General features: G+C 45.7%; 10 protein-coding genes. 8 read left to right on the forward strand and 2 right to left on the reverse strand.

Features of this window, described 5'->3' with window-relative positions; all coding sequences use genetic code 11:
• Nucleotides 1-2: 2 nt before the first annotated feature.
• Nucleotides 3-329 carry a cytochrome c gene (locus IT393_02205; GenBank protein MCC7201462.1) on the reverse strand — a complete coding sequence of 109 codons (327 nt, stop codon included), beginning with the start codon at nt 327-329 and terminating at the stop codon, nt 3-5.
• A gap of 289 nt (nt 330-618) precedes the next feature.
• Here IT393_02205 and rlmN point away from each other — a divergent pair, with 289 nt between their 5' ends.
• Nucleotides 619-1,692 (forward strand): 23S rRNA (adenine(2503)-C(2))-methyltransferase RlmN, encoded by a 1,074-nt coding sequence (gene rlmN, locus IT393_02210; GenBank protein MCC7201463.1) that lies wholly within the window; start codon nt 619-621, stop codon nt 1,690-1,692.
• Between the two features lie 20 nt (nt 1,693-1,712).
• Here rlmN and IT393_02215 read toward each other — a convergent pair whose 3' ends face one another.
• Entirely contained in the window at nt 1,713-2,543 is an 831-nt protein-coding gene (locus IT393_02215) for a ComF family protein (protein MCC7201464.1), read from the reverse strand.
• Between the two features lie 328 nt (nt 2,544-2,871).
• On the opposite strand from IT393_02215, the gene IT393_02220 reads away from it, so the two are divergent.
• The 7 genes from IT393_02220 to IT393_02250 all read left to right on the forward strand — a co-directional run.
• Nucleotides 2,872-3,264 carry a DUF1844 domain-containing protein gene (locus IT393_02220; protein MCC7201465.1) on the forward strand — a complete coding sequence of 131 codons (393 nt, stop codon included), beginning with the start codon at nt 2,872-2,874 and terminating at the stop codon, nt 3,262-3,264.
• A gap of 217 nt (nt 3,265-3,481) precedes the next feature.
• Nucleotides 3,482-7,234 (forward strand): translocation/assembly module TamB domain-containing protein, encoded by a 3,753-nt coding sequence (locus tag IT393_02225; protein MCC7201466.1) that lies wholly within the window; start codon nt 3,482-3,484, stop codon nt 7,232-7,234.
• A 1-nt stretch (nt 7,235) separates the two neighbouring features.
• A complete protein-coding gene (bamA, locus tag IT393_02230; protein MCC7201467.1) occupies nt 7,236-9,974 on the forward strand; it encodes an outer membrane protein assembly factor BamA in 2,739 nt (912 codons plus the stop codon).
• A gap of 18 nt (nt 9,975-9,992) precedes the next feature.
• Entirely contained in the window at nt 9,993-11,642 is a 1,650-nt protein-coding gene (locus tag IT393_02235) for an alpha-D-glucose phosphate-specific phosphoglucomutase (protein MCC7201468.1), read from the forward strand.
• 287 nt (nt 11,643-11,929) lie between these two features.
• Nucleotides 11,930-12,943: a hypothetical protein gene (locus IT393_02240; GenBank protein ID MCC7201469.1), complete on the forward strand. Its 1,014-nt coding sequence runs from the start codon at nt 11,930-11,932 to the stop codon at nt 12,941-12,943.
• A gap of 24 nt (nt 12,944-12,967) precedes the next feature.
• A complete protein-coding gene (locus IT393_02245) occupies nt 12,968-15,577 on the forward strand; it encodes a thrombospondin type 3 repeat-containing protein (protein MCC7201470.1) in 2,610 nt (869 codons plus the stop codon).
• 86 nt (nt 15,578-15,663) lie between these two features.
• A partial coding sequence (locus IT393_02250; protein ID MCC7201471.1) for a hypothetical protein occupies nt 15,664-16,202 on the forward strand: 539 nt, incomplete at its 3' end.

Consider the following 16,202-nt stretch of genomic DNA (forward strand, 5'->3'; position numbering starts at 1 on the left):
TCCTATTTAACTCTCCATGAGCGTAAATATAACATCAGGGAGTCTGTCTCTTCAGGCTTGAGGGAATTCCGGTACCCGGGCATGCCGTTTCCACCGTCTGCAATAACCTTCCTAATCACATCGTCTGTCTTCCCAAGGACTTTAGGGTCATTTATTTTAAGCGCGGGTCCACCCTGACCCTGCTCCCCGTGACACATAACACACATTTTTTTGTATACGATTTCACCAGCCTTCAAATCAGCGGCGTGAGAGGATGATACAGATGACAGCATCCATGTAAATAATACTGCATTAACGATTGAGGCAATAATAAATTTGGGTGTTTTCATATAATCTCCTGTTTGTTATTTCTTTTTGGACATCCTTTCCGTAAATAGTGTTATGAATATTCTTTGATGAGAATTTCCAGGGAATTTTTTAAAATAGCAGTTGGATATAATTATGTCAAACTTTGAATGACTATTGATGCTGTATTGGTGTAAAATGCCTGAAAGGATGCCTTTCCGGATGAACCGTCATGAGCCTCAGGCTCCCCAGGGTTAATGAAAACGTCATTCCCGCGTAAGCGGGAATCCAGAACGGTGGCCTGATCCTGGATTCCCACTCCCCGCTTAAATCATGCGGGGACAGGTTCAGTGGGAAGGACGGGTATACAGGGATTTTCGAGTGAAAAAGATTGATCTTCGGGATTTAAGTCTAAAAGAACTGGAAGATTTGGCGCTGGAACTCGGCCTCCAGAAGTACAGGGGGCGGCAACTCTTCCACTGGGTCTATGGCAAGGGTGTGGATTCATTTGACAAGATGTCAGACATTGCCAGAGAAACGCGTGATCTCTTATCAGAAAAGGCATACATAAGCAGACTGCACGAAATAAGGCAGCAGCGCTCTACTGACGGCACTGAAAAATTCCTGTTCGAACTTGAAGACAGCCACAGGATTGAAAGTGTTCTGATACCGGAAGAAGAGCGGTTAACGCTTTGCATCTCAACTCAGGTTGGATGCGGGATGGGTTGCACCTTCTGCCTTACAGGTAAAGGCGGGCTTGTCAGAAACCTGAAAAGCTCGGAGATAGTAAATCAGGTGCTAACTGTACAGAAAGGCCTGCCGGAGGAAAAAGGAATTACAAATATTGTGATCATGGGTATGGGTGAACCGCTGTCGAATTATAATAATGTGGCAAAGGCCATTGAAATCCTCAGGCACCCCCTTGGTCCTGCCATAGGCGGCCGCAGGATTACGCTTTCAACAGCAGGGCTTGTGCCAGGTATCAGAAGGCTGGCACAAGGCAATCTAAACATCAATCTTGCCGTGTCTCTGAATGCATCAATGGATGAGCAGCGAAACCTGATAATGCCTGTTAATAAGAAATATCCCCTTAAAGAACTGCTAAAGGCATGCAGGGAATTTCCCCTCCGGAAGGGGAGGATGCTCAGTTTAGAGTATGTACTCCTTGAAGGCGTTAATAACAGTGCGGAAGATGCCACAAGGGTAGCGAAACTCCTGAAAGGCATACGCTGCAAGATAAACCTGATACCATTTAATGAATTCCCCGGAGCCCCGTACAAGAGGCCATCAGAGGAATCAGTGCTCAGATTTCAGGAGATACTGACCAATAATAAATACTCCGTATTTATCAGAAAACCCCGCGGCAGGGACATCCTTGCAGCGTGCGGCCAACTGCGGGAGGAGTAAATCTGTCACCTTCATTAAAGTTACCCTGTCATACGGGCAATTGTGATTACATATACCTTATCAGCCCCGTTCCTTTTCAGCACCCTTGTGCACTCGTTCAATGTTGACCCTGACGTGTACACGTCATCAACAAGGATGATTTTTCTGCCTTCAATCAATGTCCTGTCTTCGACACAGAATGCGCCTGTTACGTTTTCTTTCCTTTCCTTAGCGTCGAGTTCAACCTGAGGTCTTGTATTGCGATGTCGCATAAGTGTGTTTGCTGCAACCGGTATCCCATATCTTTTTCCAATTACCGAGCCTATTATTGCTGACTGGTTAAACTCACGTTCCCTGAGACGCTTAAGATGCAGTGGTACCGGGACTATCATGGTTTGTGCAGACAAAGAATCTAAACGGATAGCAGGACAGCCCCACACAGTGTGCGGAGGGTAGGCGGCCTGAAAAGACCGCAGGATGCCATCAATTGAAGAAGATTTTAGCGCCTCCTCAGTCAATCTTTTTCCCAGGTGTATCTTCTTTTTATACTTAAAGAGCTTGACGGCCTCAGCCAGTGCGCCGGAATAACGGCCGGCTGAGACGGCCATATCAAAAGGCGGAGGCTTTTCACGGCAGTTTCCGCAGGGGTAATTGGCAGTAGATTGTCCGCAATATAATTTGTTGTCAGTGTCAGGATAGGGAGAAGTATATGGTAGTCCGCACTTAGGACAGCATGGACCGTTAAACCACCCGATATCCTGCCAGCAGGCCTTACAGAAATATGCTGTAGCTGCATCTGCGGACACTATGTTTTTGCAGTTTTTACATGTTGCCGGATATATTGTGTTTAGTAAGTTAGATAGCATCTTCATCCTAAAATCTCCATTCAAATCCCCCCTACCCCCCTTTACTAAAGGGGGGACTCTTTATACAGAGAGGAATCACTTTTCCCCTTTGTAAAGGGGGACTAAGGGGGATTTTTTTATCTGCCTTTGTGAGCCGAAGACTCATGACGCTTCAGTTATTATGCCAATTGTTAACTATTCATAAACAAAGCAATATCCTTTTTTGATAAATATCAAACTGCACAGAACGATGTTCATCATAAATCGGGTATGCCCATAATCATGTGCATGCCCATGCCGTCTTGCTTTTACAAGGGTTTTTATGATAAAAATTAATAGATCAGGAGGTGAGAAGATGCAGGACGAAGAGCAATTTACCATAAGGGATAAAAGGCGGTTCAGGGAGGGTGGAGAAGAGACCGGTGCCCCAAAAGAGGAAGAGGCTCAGAAAGAGGTTCATGCAGATGCCGGAACTCACGAGCAGGCATATTCAATTCCCGCAGAGATAAATTTTGCAGCATTCATCTTTTCCCTTGGAAGGTCAGCCTTCATACATCTTGGAGAAGAGCCGGATCCTGTCAGCGGGGAAAAGAGGGTATCCCTTCAACTGGCAAAAGAGACGATTGATATAATCTCGATGCTCGAAGAAAAGACAAAAGGAAACCTGACCCAGGAAGAGGGGCAATTGATTAAGAACCTGTTGTATGCCCTGAGGATGAGGTATGTCGAAATAGCCTCCAGGGGTTGACGCTGAAAAACGGGGGTACCCATTGCTACGAAGTAAATGCAATGGGTCGTGCGGCGTCAGGACTTATGATTTGAGCTTCAACGTACAACACAGTACGCCTCAGCTCAAATCATAAGTCCTTCCTTGCAACTGGACATTTTTGAGCGTCAACCCGGCATTGGTTTTTTAATGCCAAACAGGGTTTCATACAAACACGGTGCAGGATAGAGGAGAGTGGTTGAACAGAAAGATCATAATAATTGTCTCCCTTATCTTTGTTTCTCTCCTTATAATATCCTCATCCATATATCTTAAGCATGAATATCTGACCCGTATAGTTGAGCAGAGGGTCGTTCATAAGGTCGAAGATGCGATCGGCCGGCGGATACAGTTTTCCGACAGTCATATCAATTTATTTCCCTTTTACTGGCATCTTAAAAATACCTATGTCCTCCAGGATGATGAAAGTAAAACACTGCTGACGGCAAAAGAGGCCAGGGTTTACCTCAGCCTGTTTAATCTGCTGAGTAAGAGGGTATATATTGACAACATGAGGTTTGTTGATCCTTCCCTCACCATAATCAGGCACCCTGACGGCAGGATGAATATTGAAGGTCTCTTCCCTGACAGGCCAAAGACCGGGTGGCATGTGCAGATAGACAAGATACAGGTGGTAAATGGGCGCATCAGGATCAGTGACCAGCTTAAAGAGCGGGATGTTTTGCTGACCAATGCCTCAGGCTATATATATCCTGACCTTGATAAGAAAGAGGTCACTGTGGACATTTCAGCTGCCGGTGACTACGTTGACCATTATGTTTCGAAGAAAAACCTGAAGGTCAGGGGCGTTCTTGTATTTGTGGCAAAAGAGAAGAAGTTAGAAAGGGTAAAGATCAGAGAGATAAATGTAACTTCTGCCAATGGTTCAAATATGTCAGGCTCAGGCTATGTCAGACGGGATGATTATGTGGAGCTTAAGGGTAATATTACTGCATCGTTAAAAGATGCGGCCCCTGACTTGCATATCAAGAGAGATATCAATGGCAAACTCAAGTTTAGCGGGGACATAAAGGGCAAGCTTCCGTTTCCTGCTGTAGAAGGAAGCGTTGAAGCAGAGGATGTTTCATATGACGGCGTCAGGTATGGGAAGGCAAAAGGAAAACTGTTATGGGAAGATGGCCTTATAAATCTTACCGGCCTGAAGGGGCAGGTACTCGGCGGAGACATTGACGGGGACATCAGCATTAATCACAAGGGTGCGGTCCCTTCCTATCAGCTTCGGATTAAAGGCAATTCAGTTAAACCATATCTTGTAGTATCCCGCTACCTGCCTGGTGTTTCCGCATCCATTGAAAAGAATGGCGCTGTAGATGCCGAGATAACGGCAAATGGGATCGGGAATGACAGGGATGAAGTTGAGGCAAAGGGGTGGCTTACATACAAAGAGGCCAATCAGAAACTTTCACTTTCCGGTCAGTTAAAGAGACAGCAGGAGATAAGTATCGGTGTGACAGGGGAATTGACGGATATAGCCCATTATCTACATATACCCTACTTTCCCCTCCATGGAAAGGCATCTTTGAACGGTGACATCTCAGGGACATTAGTAAACCCTGTATTAAGTGGTCTTGTCTCAATGCCAGAAGGGACTGTAAACGGCGTAACATTTGATGCAATAACAGCAGGCCTTTCCTGGTCTGAGGGAAGTCTTGCCCTGAGACCTGTGACATTCAGAAGGCGTGATGCTGTATACAGCGTTTCCGGCAGCATAAGGTTCCGTTCGCCCGTTTTTAAAGATCCCTACTTTGACCTGCAGGGAGACATTACCAGCGGAAATCCCAAAGACATAGTGAGTATCTTCTATAAAGAACTTCCATTCGATATGAAGGCAAGCGGCAGGATGAGATTTACCGGGGATACCAAAGAATTTTCCGGGAGAGCTGATATGCATGTCTCAGCTATTTCAGTATGGGGACAGACCTTCAACAGCGGCGATGTGACGGCGACCCTGACAACGGAGAAGGTGGTTGTTGAAAGTGTCAGGCTGGAGCGGCGGGATGAGACTGCAGAAGGGAACGGGTGGATTGGATTCAGCGGTGAATCCAGGGGAACATTTCAGGGAGAACTGTATGCAGGTCAATTCATCCTTCAGAACATGGACATAATAAAGGACATGCTTCCTTCTGTAAGCGGCACAGGCGTACTCAGTATAAAGGGAAGCGGCCGGCTTGACAATCCTGTTGCAGAAGCCGTGATACAGGTGCCGCACCTGATGATTAATGGAACAGACACCGGTCTGTCTCAACTGACAGTTTCAAAATCAGGTGATGAACTAATAGTTAACGGAAACCTGCTGGATATAGATTACAGGGGAACAGTCGGATGGAACAGGAATGCACCGGTGGATATTACTGCCCATTTGAAAAATGGCAGCCTGAGTACATTCCTCCTCCTGCTTAAACCATCCCTTGTTCGGGACATTACAGTGACTGCTACAGGAGATTTGAGGTTAAAAGGCCTGCTCTCGGATTTTGACACGTTAGAGGCTGACGTTCTTTTGTCAGAGGTTGCAGCCCATTATGGTGAATATAGATTAGTAAACGACGGCGACATACATATAAGTTATGAGAAAGGGAAGATTTCACTTGATATAGTCAGGTTTAAGGGAGAGGGGACATCGCTTGGCATGATAGGCGCGATTGCTGTGCACGGCGAGTCCAATGTCTTTATTAATGGCGAGGCAGATCTGAGACTCCTTGCCCTTTTTACCCCTGATATCAAATACAGCAAGGGAAAGGTGTTTATCGCCTTCCTGATGAGCGGAGAGTTAAAAAATCCCGCGATCCAGGGAGGACTTGCCATTAAGGATGGCACGATCAGGAGCAACACATTAAAGCAGACTCTTGAGGGTGCTGAGCTGTCGCTCTTTTTTAATGGCCGTGAAATAGTGCTTGAATCAATGAGCGGGCGCCTTGGCGGAGGAACGGTTAATGTTACAGGAAAAGTGACTACAGAAGACTTCGTTGTAAAGGAGTTCGGTTTTGTCCTCGAGATTGCTGATGCAGTCTTCAGGTATCCGGAGGGTTTGACTTCAAAGATTGACGGAACGCTTATTTTCCAGGGCACGCCGAAGTCCAGCGGATTGAAGGGTGAGATACATTTGGAAAAGGCCTCTTATGAAAAAAACCTGAATTTGAGGTCTTTTATTTTTGAGCTGCAGAAAAAGAAGGCGAGGAATGACCAGCCCCTGCCCTTCATAGGAAACACAGAACTTAATGTGCATATTACCGGCAAGAAGGATCTGTGGATAAATAATAATATCGCAAAACTTCCCTTTGAGATTGATTTTATACTGAAGGGGACAGTAGACCACCCGCTCCTTTTCGGGAGGATGGAGGCGACTGAAGGGACATTTGTTTTCAGCAGGAATGATTTTAAGGTGCTTTCCGCAACTATTGACTTTGTCAGCCCTGATACTATAAAGCCGGTAATGGACATGCACGCGGCAACAGAGGTAAGGGGTTACAGGATAGATATGAGGCTTTCAGGGACTTCGGACAGGGTCAACCTCGCCCTCAGTTCCGACCCAGTCCTTAGTGAGACAGATATTCTTTCACTCCTGACAACAGGCCAGACTGCCACAGAGACATCTGAGACGCTGGCTGAGGTTGGCGCATTTGAGGCAACCGCATTTCTTACAGCCCCAATTCAGGAAAAGCTGGAAGAGACTTTGAGCGACATAATAAAAATTGACAGGTTTCAGGTAGACCCGTATTATTCAAATTCAACATCGTCAGGAGGGGCACGTCTTACCGTAGGCAAGAGATTAATGGATGACAGGCTCTACGTTACCTATACCACGGGTCTTACCACAGTAGAGGAGCTCATAAAGCTCGAGTATCTTCTCAGCAGGAATGTATTCCTGGTCGGTGAGAGGGATGAACTTGGGAGGATGAGCGGGGATATCAAGTTCAGGTTTGAGTTCAAATGATATGCATTTCTTATACTCATTATTATTTATCCTTCTATTATTGACCTCACAAAATACCTATGCACAGGACAGTCTGAGTAAATTTGCGGGAAGGCCTGTCACTTCTGTAACAACTGTTACTGATGCCGGAATAACAGGAAAAGATGTTGAAAACGAATGCAACATAAAGACAGGTGATCTGTTATCACTCCCGGAGGTGAGAAAGTGCATTATCCATTATTACAGGAAAGGACTTTTTAAAGATGTAACTGCAGAGGCGGTTCAGGAAGAAGGCGGTGTTGGCCTCCGTTTTTTCTTTATTGAAAAGGTGAAGGTTAATGACATAAGGATCAAGGGAAATGATTATTTTTCATCTAAAAAGATCAAGGCTGCTATTGTCCTTAAAAAAGGCGGGGAGTTGTCAGACGACAGGATCTCTGCATCAAATGAAGATATTCGCAGGCTTTACAAGGAGGCAGGATTCTTTAATGCCACTGCAGAGATTTTTGTATATCCGAAGAGGGGAGGAAAGAGGTCTGATCTTGCTATAAGAATAGAGGAAAAGGGAAGGGCAAGGATTTCCAATATAGATTTTTCCGGGGATAAGGTCTTTGATGACGATAAGCTTAAGCCACTTCTTAAGACAGACAGCGGTGATTATTACACCGAGGCTGATATCAATGCCGGCATAAAGGCTATTACGGATTTTTACGTTGACAAAGGCTATATCAGGGTGCTTGTCAGTCCGCCGGAATTGACTTATGACAGGGTCAGGGAAGAGGTCTCAGTCAAATTGTCAATTGATGCCGGTCCCCGTGTGGAAGTTGTTTTTGTCGGAGCAACTGTTATTACAAAGACTGCACTTGAGAAGGAGTTGCTGATTCGGAGAGAAAGGGCATATGACACTTCTGTTATTGATGAGACAGCGGACCGCATCACAGGATTATATCAGCAGATGGGCTATTACTTTGTTTCAGTTTCATACAATGTTGAGCGGCCGGATGACAGGACTGTACGTATAGTTTTTAAGATTAAGGAGGGGGAGTCAGTAACAATAAAGGATATCAGTTTCTCAGGCAATTCATATTTCAGGGATGAAACATTGATTGAATACGTTGAAGTAAAAGAGGGAGGGGTTCTGCTTGATGATGTTTTAAAGGACGGGATAAAAGGCATAGCAGCCCTGTACAAGAGTAATGGTTTTCTTGACGTCAGGGTAACCCATGAAGTCTTATACTATGAAGAGGATAAGACACTTGGCATTTCAATCATCATCGGGGAAGGCCCTCAGACCAGGTTGTCATCAATCCGCCCCGAAGGCAATGAATCCTTTAACAGTGAGGAAATTCAGTCCCATATTAAATCAAGGATTGGAAGGCCTTTTAACGAATCCCAGATAACGGATGACATCTACAACATACAGTCATTCTATCTTCAGAAGGGTTATATCTATGCGTCTGTGGATTTAAAAACAACACTTAGTGATGACAAGACAGGGGCCGTTGCTGAGTATATCATCAGTGAAAATCATCCTGTTTACACCGGCGCTATTATTATAACAGGAAATTCATTTACAAAAGAAAGGGTAATCAGGAGGGAACTCCTCTTTAAAGAGGGTGAGTTATTCAGCTATGAAAAGATGTTACGCAGTCAGAGGCAATTGCTGAAGCTGGGGATATTTAAGACTGTACGAATAGAGCCTGTGAATCCTGATATTAAGGAAGAGCGTAAAGATGTATCTGTTATTACAGAGGAGGGTTATCCGGGACGTGTAGAGTTTGGTATAGGTTACGGTGATGAGGAGAAGTTAAGGGGAATGATAGAGGCTGGATATAAGAACCTGTTTGGGACCGGACGCCAGGTAACCTTACGTGCAGAGGGGAGTTCGATTGAGCAAAAATACAGCATCAACTATAAAGAGCCGTGGGTACTGGGTTATCAAACGGACGGCAGGCTGAACATCGTTGACCTTATTGAAAAGAAGAGTAGTTTTAACCGCCGGACATACGGGATTTCAACAGGGTTGGACAAGGATTTCAGCGAGTTTGTTACAGGCTCACTTACATACCAGTATGAGGATGTAAAACTCTCAGATGTTCAGCCAGGCGCCATTCTTACGCCGGAAGACACAGGGAAGGTTGCGATTGCTACAATTAACCCTTCATTAATTATTGACGGTAGAAATGACCCCTTCAATCCATCACGGGGCTCCCTGTTCAGTGTAACATTTCGTGAGGCGGCAAGGGTCCTCGGATCAAAGTCGCAGTTTGCCAAACTGACTGTTCAGGACAGTCTTTTTTTCTCACCGGTCAGCAGGCTTGTCTTTGCATTCTCGATTCGGGGAGGAGTGGCGTGGAATTTTGGTGAGTCTCATGAAGTCCCAATCTTTGAGAGATACTTTGCCGGGGGGAGGAGCAGTGTTCGGGGATATGATCAGGAGAAACTTGGCATACCCGGAAAGACCATTACGTATGACGGTAATACATGGACGGCTACGGGTGGCAATATGCTTTTGGTGCTCAATGGAGAGCTTCGCTTCCCGCTTTTTAAAGGGCTTGGGATGGTAGCCTTTGTTGATGCCGGCAATGTATGGAGAAAGGTTGATGAATTTGATGCATCTGAAATAAGGGCAACAGCCGGCGCCGGAATACGATATAATACCCCTGTCGGCCCCTTCAGGCTTGACCTGGGTTGTAAACTTGACAGGGAGGTGGGAGAGGACAGGTGCATGCCTCACTTTACCCTTGGACACGCATTTTAATTAAACGGGAGGACAACCGTGGCATTACATCCTTTGGCAGGGAAGCCTGCCCCGCAGTCTCTTTTAATCAATGTCCCTGAGTTGATCACAGCCTATTATGCCCTGCATCCGGATGTCTCTGACCCGGCCCAGGCTGTTACATTCGGTACATCCGGACACAGAGGGGTATCCCTGCAAAAAGGCTTTAACGAAGACCACATCCTTGCCATAACACAGGCGATTGTCCTTTACCGTAAAGAGAACAGGATTGACGGCCCGCTGTTTCTTGGCATGGACACACATGCCCTCTCAGAGCCTGCCCGTGTAACAGCCCTGGAGGTTTTGTCTGCCAACGGGGTCAACGCCCTGATCCAGAAGGGCGGGGGTTATACGCCGACGCCAGTTGTCTCACATGCCATCCTGACATACAACCGCGGCAGGAGGTCCGGCCTTGCTGATGGCATTGTTATTACGCCATCACACAACCCGCCTGAAAGCGGCGGCATCAAATACAACCCCACAAACGGTGGACCTGCGGATACAGGTATTACACGATGGATTGAAAACGCTGCAAATAATTTCCTGAGAAACAGCAATAGTGGAGTCAGGAGGATCCCATATGAAATGGCTGTCAGAGCAGATACAACTCACGAGCATGATTATGTGAGGCCTTACATTGAAGACCTGGAACAGGTCATAGACATGGGGGCCATACGTTCCGCAAATCTCAGGATAGGCGCCGATGCAATGGGAGGGTCAGGGCTTGCATTCTGGGAGCCTGTTGCAGAGAGATACGGCCTGAATATCGAGATAAAAAACAGGTATGCTGATCCAACATTCCGTTTTATGACAGTTGATAAGGACGGCAGGATCAGGATGGACTGCTCCTCTCCTTACGCGATGGCGAGCCTTATTGATATGAAGGACCGTTATGACATTTCCTTCGGAAATGATCCCGACTTTGACCGGCACGGGATTGTCACCCCGGGCGGCGGCCTCATGAATCCCAATCATTATCTTTCCGTTGCCATCTGGTATCTCCTGCAATACAGAAAAGGGTGGAGGAGCGATGTTGCAGTGGGAAAGACACTGGTCAGCAGCAGCATGATAGACAGGGTAACAAAGCACCTGGGGAAAAGGCTTTCAGAAGTTCCAGTGGGATTCAAGTGGTTTGTGGATGGGCTCATTGATGGTTCCTTCTGCTTTGGGGGAGAAGAGAGTGCAGGCGCATCTTTTCTCAGAAAGGATGGAACAGTCTGGACTACGGATAAGGATGGGTTCATCATGGCCCTCCTTGCGGCAGAGATAACAGCAAAGACAGGACGCGATCCCGGAAAGCATTATAACGATCTGACGCAGATGTTCGGTAATCCTGTTTATGAGAGGACGGATGTTTCTGCAACGAGGGAACAGAAAAAGATTCTTGAAAAGCTATCACCGGAGCAGATTACTACAACTTCGCTGGCTGGAGAAAAAATCATCGCAACATTCACCACAGCCCCAGGAAACGGTGCGCCCATAGGTGGTCTCAAGGTGGTCACTGAAAACGGCTGGTTTGCCGCAAGACCATCGGGGACAGAGGATGTGTACAAGGTCTATGCCGAGAGTTTCAGGGGGATAGATCACCTCAGGAAGATTCAGGAAGAGGCTGAGAACCTGATCCTCAATGTATTCACGAATGTCTCATAACATCCGTCAATCAAAATTCACAACCCTGGTTCATTAATCCACACTTTTTCCATATTGAGAAGTATAGTGACAGAATATTTTACAGTGCAGTAACTGCTATAACTATTTGAAATATCAATATATTTGTTCGAGGACATGCGTTTAAGGTCTATTTGTTAAGCTTAAAATATGATGAAAAGTGACAGGAAAATTAACACCTCCACAAAAAGTCCTATTTGCAGTCTATTCATATAAGTATAAATTATTTTATAAATCAAATAGTTACAAGAGCACTAAGATGTACTGGTTTGGTGGTCTGGAATTTGCAACGAATGTGTAGCGGTGAAAAACATTTAAAAAGCGTGGAGGCAATGATGGTTAATCGCAATAGAGTGCTATTGTTTATTTCTTTCTTATGTGTCTTTCTTGTCCCACTCAATTTAACCTCAGCGGCCGTTCCAACAGTTAGTGAAATTCGTGTAGCAGATGTAACAACACGTTCCTTTTCCGTAATATGGATAACAAGTGAGCCAAGCACCGCAACCCTGCAGGTATACTATGCCCCTGATTGTAATGCCTCAGTGAATGGGATTGATGTTTTCAGTGAGGGTAATGATAATACAGGGGTCATCAAGTCAACTGTAACGGGGCTTGCGCCGGCAACCACATACTGCTTTCAGGCAGTGACGACATCAAAAAGCACAAACGATGTTGCTATTGCCCCCACTGTTCCTCAGTCAGTAAACACAGAAACTCAAACGACCCGAACCTATTTACAGAATACATCTATCCTGCCCTTTGGGAATGACCTGATTTATCATCCTGTTTATGGTTATGATCAGAAACTTGACACAGGTTCAATACTAATGGTTTCAATTGACGGGGCTAGTTATCCTGTTTCAACATGGTCACACTACCAAACGCTGGGTGATGTGACTGTGCCTGGTGCAATTGCGGATTTAAATAATATATTTGATGTAAATACAAAAGAAAATATTAATCTTCAGGGTAATGAACGAATAACATTTCGTGAAGTTAGAGGAACGAAGGGGTGTACGCTTGAGCGTTGGAGAAAGGTGCCTTTAGAGGTTCCTCATGATATGGAATTGGTTGAAGTAAAAATACCGGACTCTTGTTTTAATAGTGCAGATATTAATTGTGATGACAAAGTAGAGCTTGAAGACATCATTCTTGATATAAATGGATATGGGACTTATAACGGACACGAATGTTTTAACCCGGACCTTGATCAAGATGGTGATGGATTCGTAGAACTTGGAGATATTATTTTAGTCATCGGACAATACGGGATGACCCCTTAATAAGAAGATAAAGATATGATGAATATGAAGCAACGGATTTTGAGCGTACTATGGATCTTCTTGATGTTGATTGTTGGGTTTGTCCATATTCCATATGCAGCGGGAGCAAGTGTTGCGGTAGACCCACCTACTGTTGCCATTAACGATATAGGAGATACGAGTACAATAAATATTATTGCCAGAGAAGTTACTAATCTTCAGGGTTTTCAGTTCGTTGTTAAATTCGACCCCGCTGTTACAAAGGTAAACTCGACACAGATTAATCCTTCTTTCCCTTTTATAGTAAGAAATGTTATCGATAATGTAAATGGAACAGTTGATTTAGTGGCAAGTGCCTTTTCAGGAATGAACGACGATGCCTTGTTGGTGACTTTAAATGTGGAGGGCGTTTCTTTTAGGACTACTTCTGTAACCATTAATAACAGGGTCGTTAATAATGTTAACCTTCCTATCTTAAGAAATTCCCTGGCAGCAGAAATTCCAATAACATTGTCTCCTGGTGAAATTACTGTAGGAACAAAAGTAGTAGATAGTGACGGTGATGGGTATTCCGTAGAACAGGGAGACTGTAATGATAATGATGCCTCAATTCACCCGGCTGCTGTGGAAGTGTGCAATGGAGTAGATGATAATTGTGATACCTTTATAGATGAAAATGTTGCAATTGATGACGGCAATGCCTGTACCGTGGACAGTTGTGATCCTCAGGGAGGAGTAAGCCATGTACTTGATCCTGGTCTTGGGGTTCCGGAGGTCTGCGACGGGATAGACAACGACTGTGATGGTGTGAAGGACAATGGTGTGCTTAATGCCTGCGGGACATGCGGGCCTGTACCGTCTGATGACAATTGTGACGGTATAGATGATGACTGCGACGGCACTCCTGATGATGAGTATGTCCCGGTGCCCACGTCCTGCGGTGCAGGTGCATGCATTGCCTTTGGGCAGATGATTTGCGTTGATACCTCACTTGAAAATACATGTCAGCCGGTCCCGGGTTCACCCGAGGTTTGTGACGGGGCTGATAATGATTGTGATGGCATTATAGACAATGGATTTGATGATACTGACAAAGATGGTTTTGCAGACTGCATAGACCCTGATGACGACAACGACGGGCGTCCAGATGATTATGATAACTGTAAAACTGTGACCAATGCGGATCAGAGTGACATTGATAAGGATGGTATTGGTGATGTCTGTGATGGTGATATTGACGGCGATAATGTGACGAATGGCGAGGATAATTGTCAGGTGATCCCCAACCCGAATCAGGCAAATCACGATGATGATCCTGCCGGTGACGCCTGTGATAATGATGACGACAATGACGGTATATCGGATGATGGTGATAATAGCGGAGTTGAGGGTGATCATCTATGCGCGGCCGGCGCCACTGCGAATTGTGATGATAACTGTCCGTATACATTCAATCCTGATCAGGCAGACAAGGATGGCGATGGCATCGGTGATGCCTGCGAGACAGACCGTGACGGCGATGGTGTGCCGGATGGTCAGGACAACTGCCCTGATATTGCCAATGGGCCAGCCCAGGCCAATATTACAGGCGTAGGCAATCAAACGGATACGGATAGCGATGGCCAGGGTGATGCCTGCGACAGTGACGATGACAACGACGGCAAATCAGACGAAAAAGATAATTGTCCATGGGTTGCCAATGCAGATCAGGCTAATAATGATAATGATGCCTATGGTGATGTCTGTGACAGTGATGATGACAATGATGGGGTGTTGGATAATGACGATAACTGTCCGATTATATTGAATCCGGACCAGATAGACCAGGACGGCGATGGTCAGGGGGATCTCTGTGATGAAGACCATGACGGTGATGGTATGAAAGATGTGTCCGATAACTGTCCGGATGTAGCAAATCCTGATCAGAAGGATACTGACCATGACAATGTAGGCGATGTCTGTGATCCGGATGATGACAATGATGGGGTTGCTGATGGCCCGGATAATTGTCCGCTCGGACACAACCCGGGTCAGGGTGATGCTGATGATGACGGGATTGGAGATGTCTGTGATGACACCTGCGACACCCACCAGTTTTGTTCACCGTATTATGACACGGTTTGCGGTACAGATGGAAATACGTACATAAATGCATGTGAGGCCGAACGTTTCTGCGCCTCGATTGCCTATGAAGGAGCCTGTGATGCGGATGGTGATGGAATCCCTAATTCGGAAGACAACTGTCCTAAGGTATATAATCCGGATCAGAAGGACAAGGATAATGACGGCATCGGAGATGCCTGTGAAAAACGAGGCAGGATAGATCTGGCGCTGGTGAAGCTTGAGGCCCCAAGGGAAATCAGGGAGTGCAAGAAAAAATCTGTGCCGATTCACATATATGCAAAGAATAATGGTACTTTAGCTGCTACAGGTACTGTAATACTATACAAGGATGGTGAGGTAGTAGAAGTATGGCACAACGTACAGTTTGATCTTAAGAAGAGACGCAGTGTTAAACTGGTGTATCTCTACGATCCAAGTGGTGATGGAGGCAGGAAGGTTGTCTGGAAAGCCTCAATATCAGCTGATGGCGATTCAAAATCCAAAAACAACACAGCGGGTACTGTAAATACGAGGGTCAAACGCTGTCGCTAATGTGAATTCCTTATTTTATATGGTTACATTACTTGTCGAAGAATGGGGTAGCCAGGTCTGAAAATTGCAATGCTATTAACTGCTCTATGAAAAATTGGAATAATACTGCCTTTAGAAGTCTTGTTTGTTTCCTTGTGCTATTTGTGTGCCTGCATCTGCATATGTTCCGGCCGGGTAACGCAGAGGCTGATGTTGTTACACATTCCGGTACCATCGGCGCTCATACGACATGGACGAGTGTTGATATACATAGGATAACAGGCACAGTAACCGTCTCTTCTGGCATCATCCTGACTATAGAGCCCGGGACTATTGTAAAGTTTAATGCCGGCACCAGCCTTAATATCAATGGAGTCCTCGACGCAGCAGGAAACGAATCAGAGAAGATAGTTTTTACCTCCTACCGTGACGACAGCATCGGCGGTGACACGAATGGGGATGGGTTCAGCACTGGCCAGCCCGGGGACTGGGGACGGATATCGTTTGGTGACTCAGTGGTTGATTTTCTGACACGTCTGGAATACGCGGTGGTACGCTATGGCGGTTCCGGCAACAGCGGTAATGTCTATATTGCCCAGGCTGATTTTCCTGTCAGATTCAGCGACATATCATATGGTTCGTCACA

The organism is Nitrospirota bacterium (genome assembly GCA_020851375.1).
Taxonomy (GTDB): Bacteria; Nitrospirota; 9FT-COMBO-42-15; order HDB-SIOI813; family HDB-SIOI813; genus RBG-16-43-11.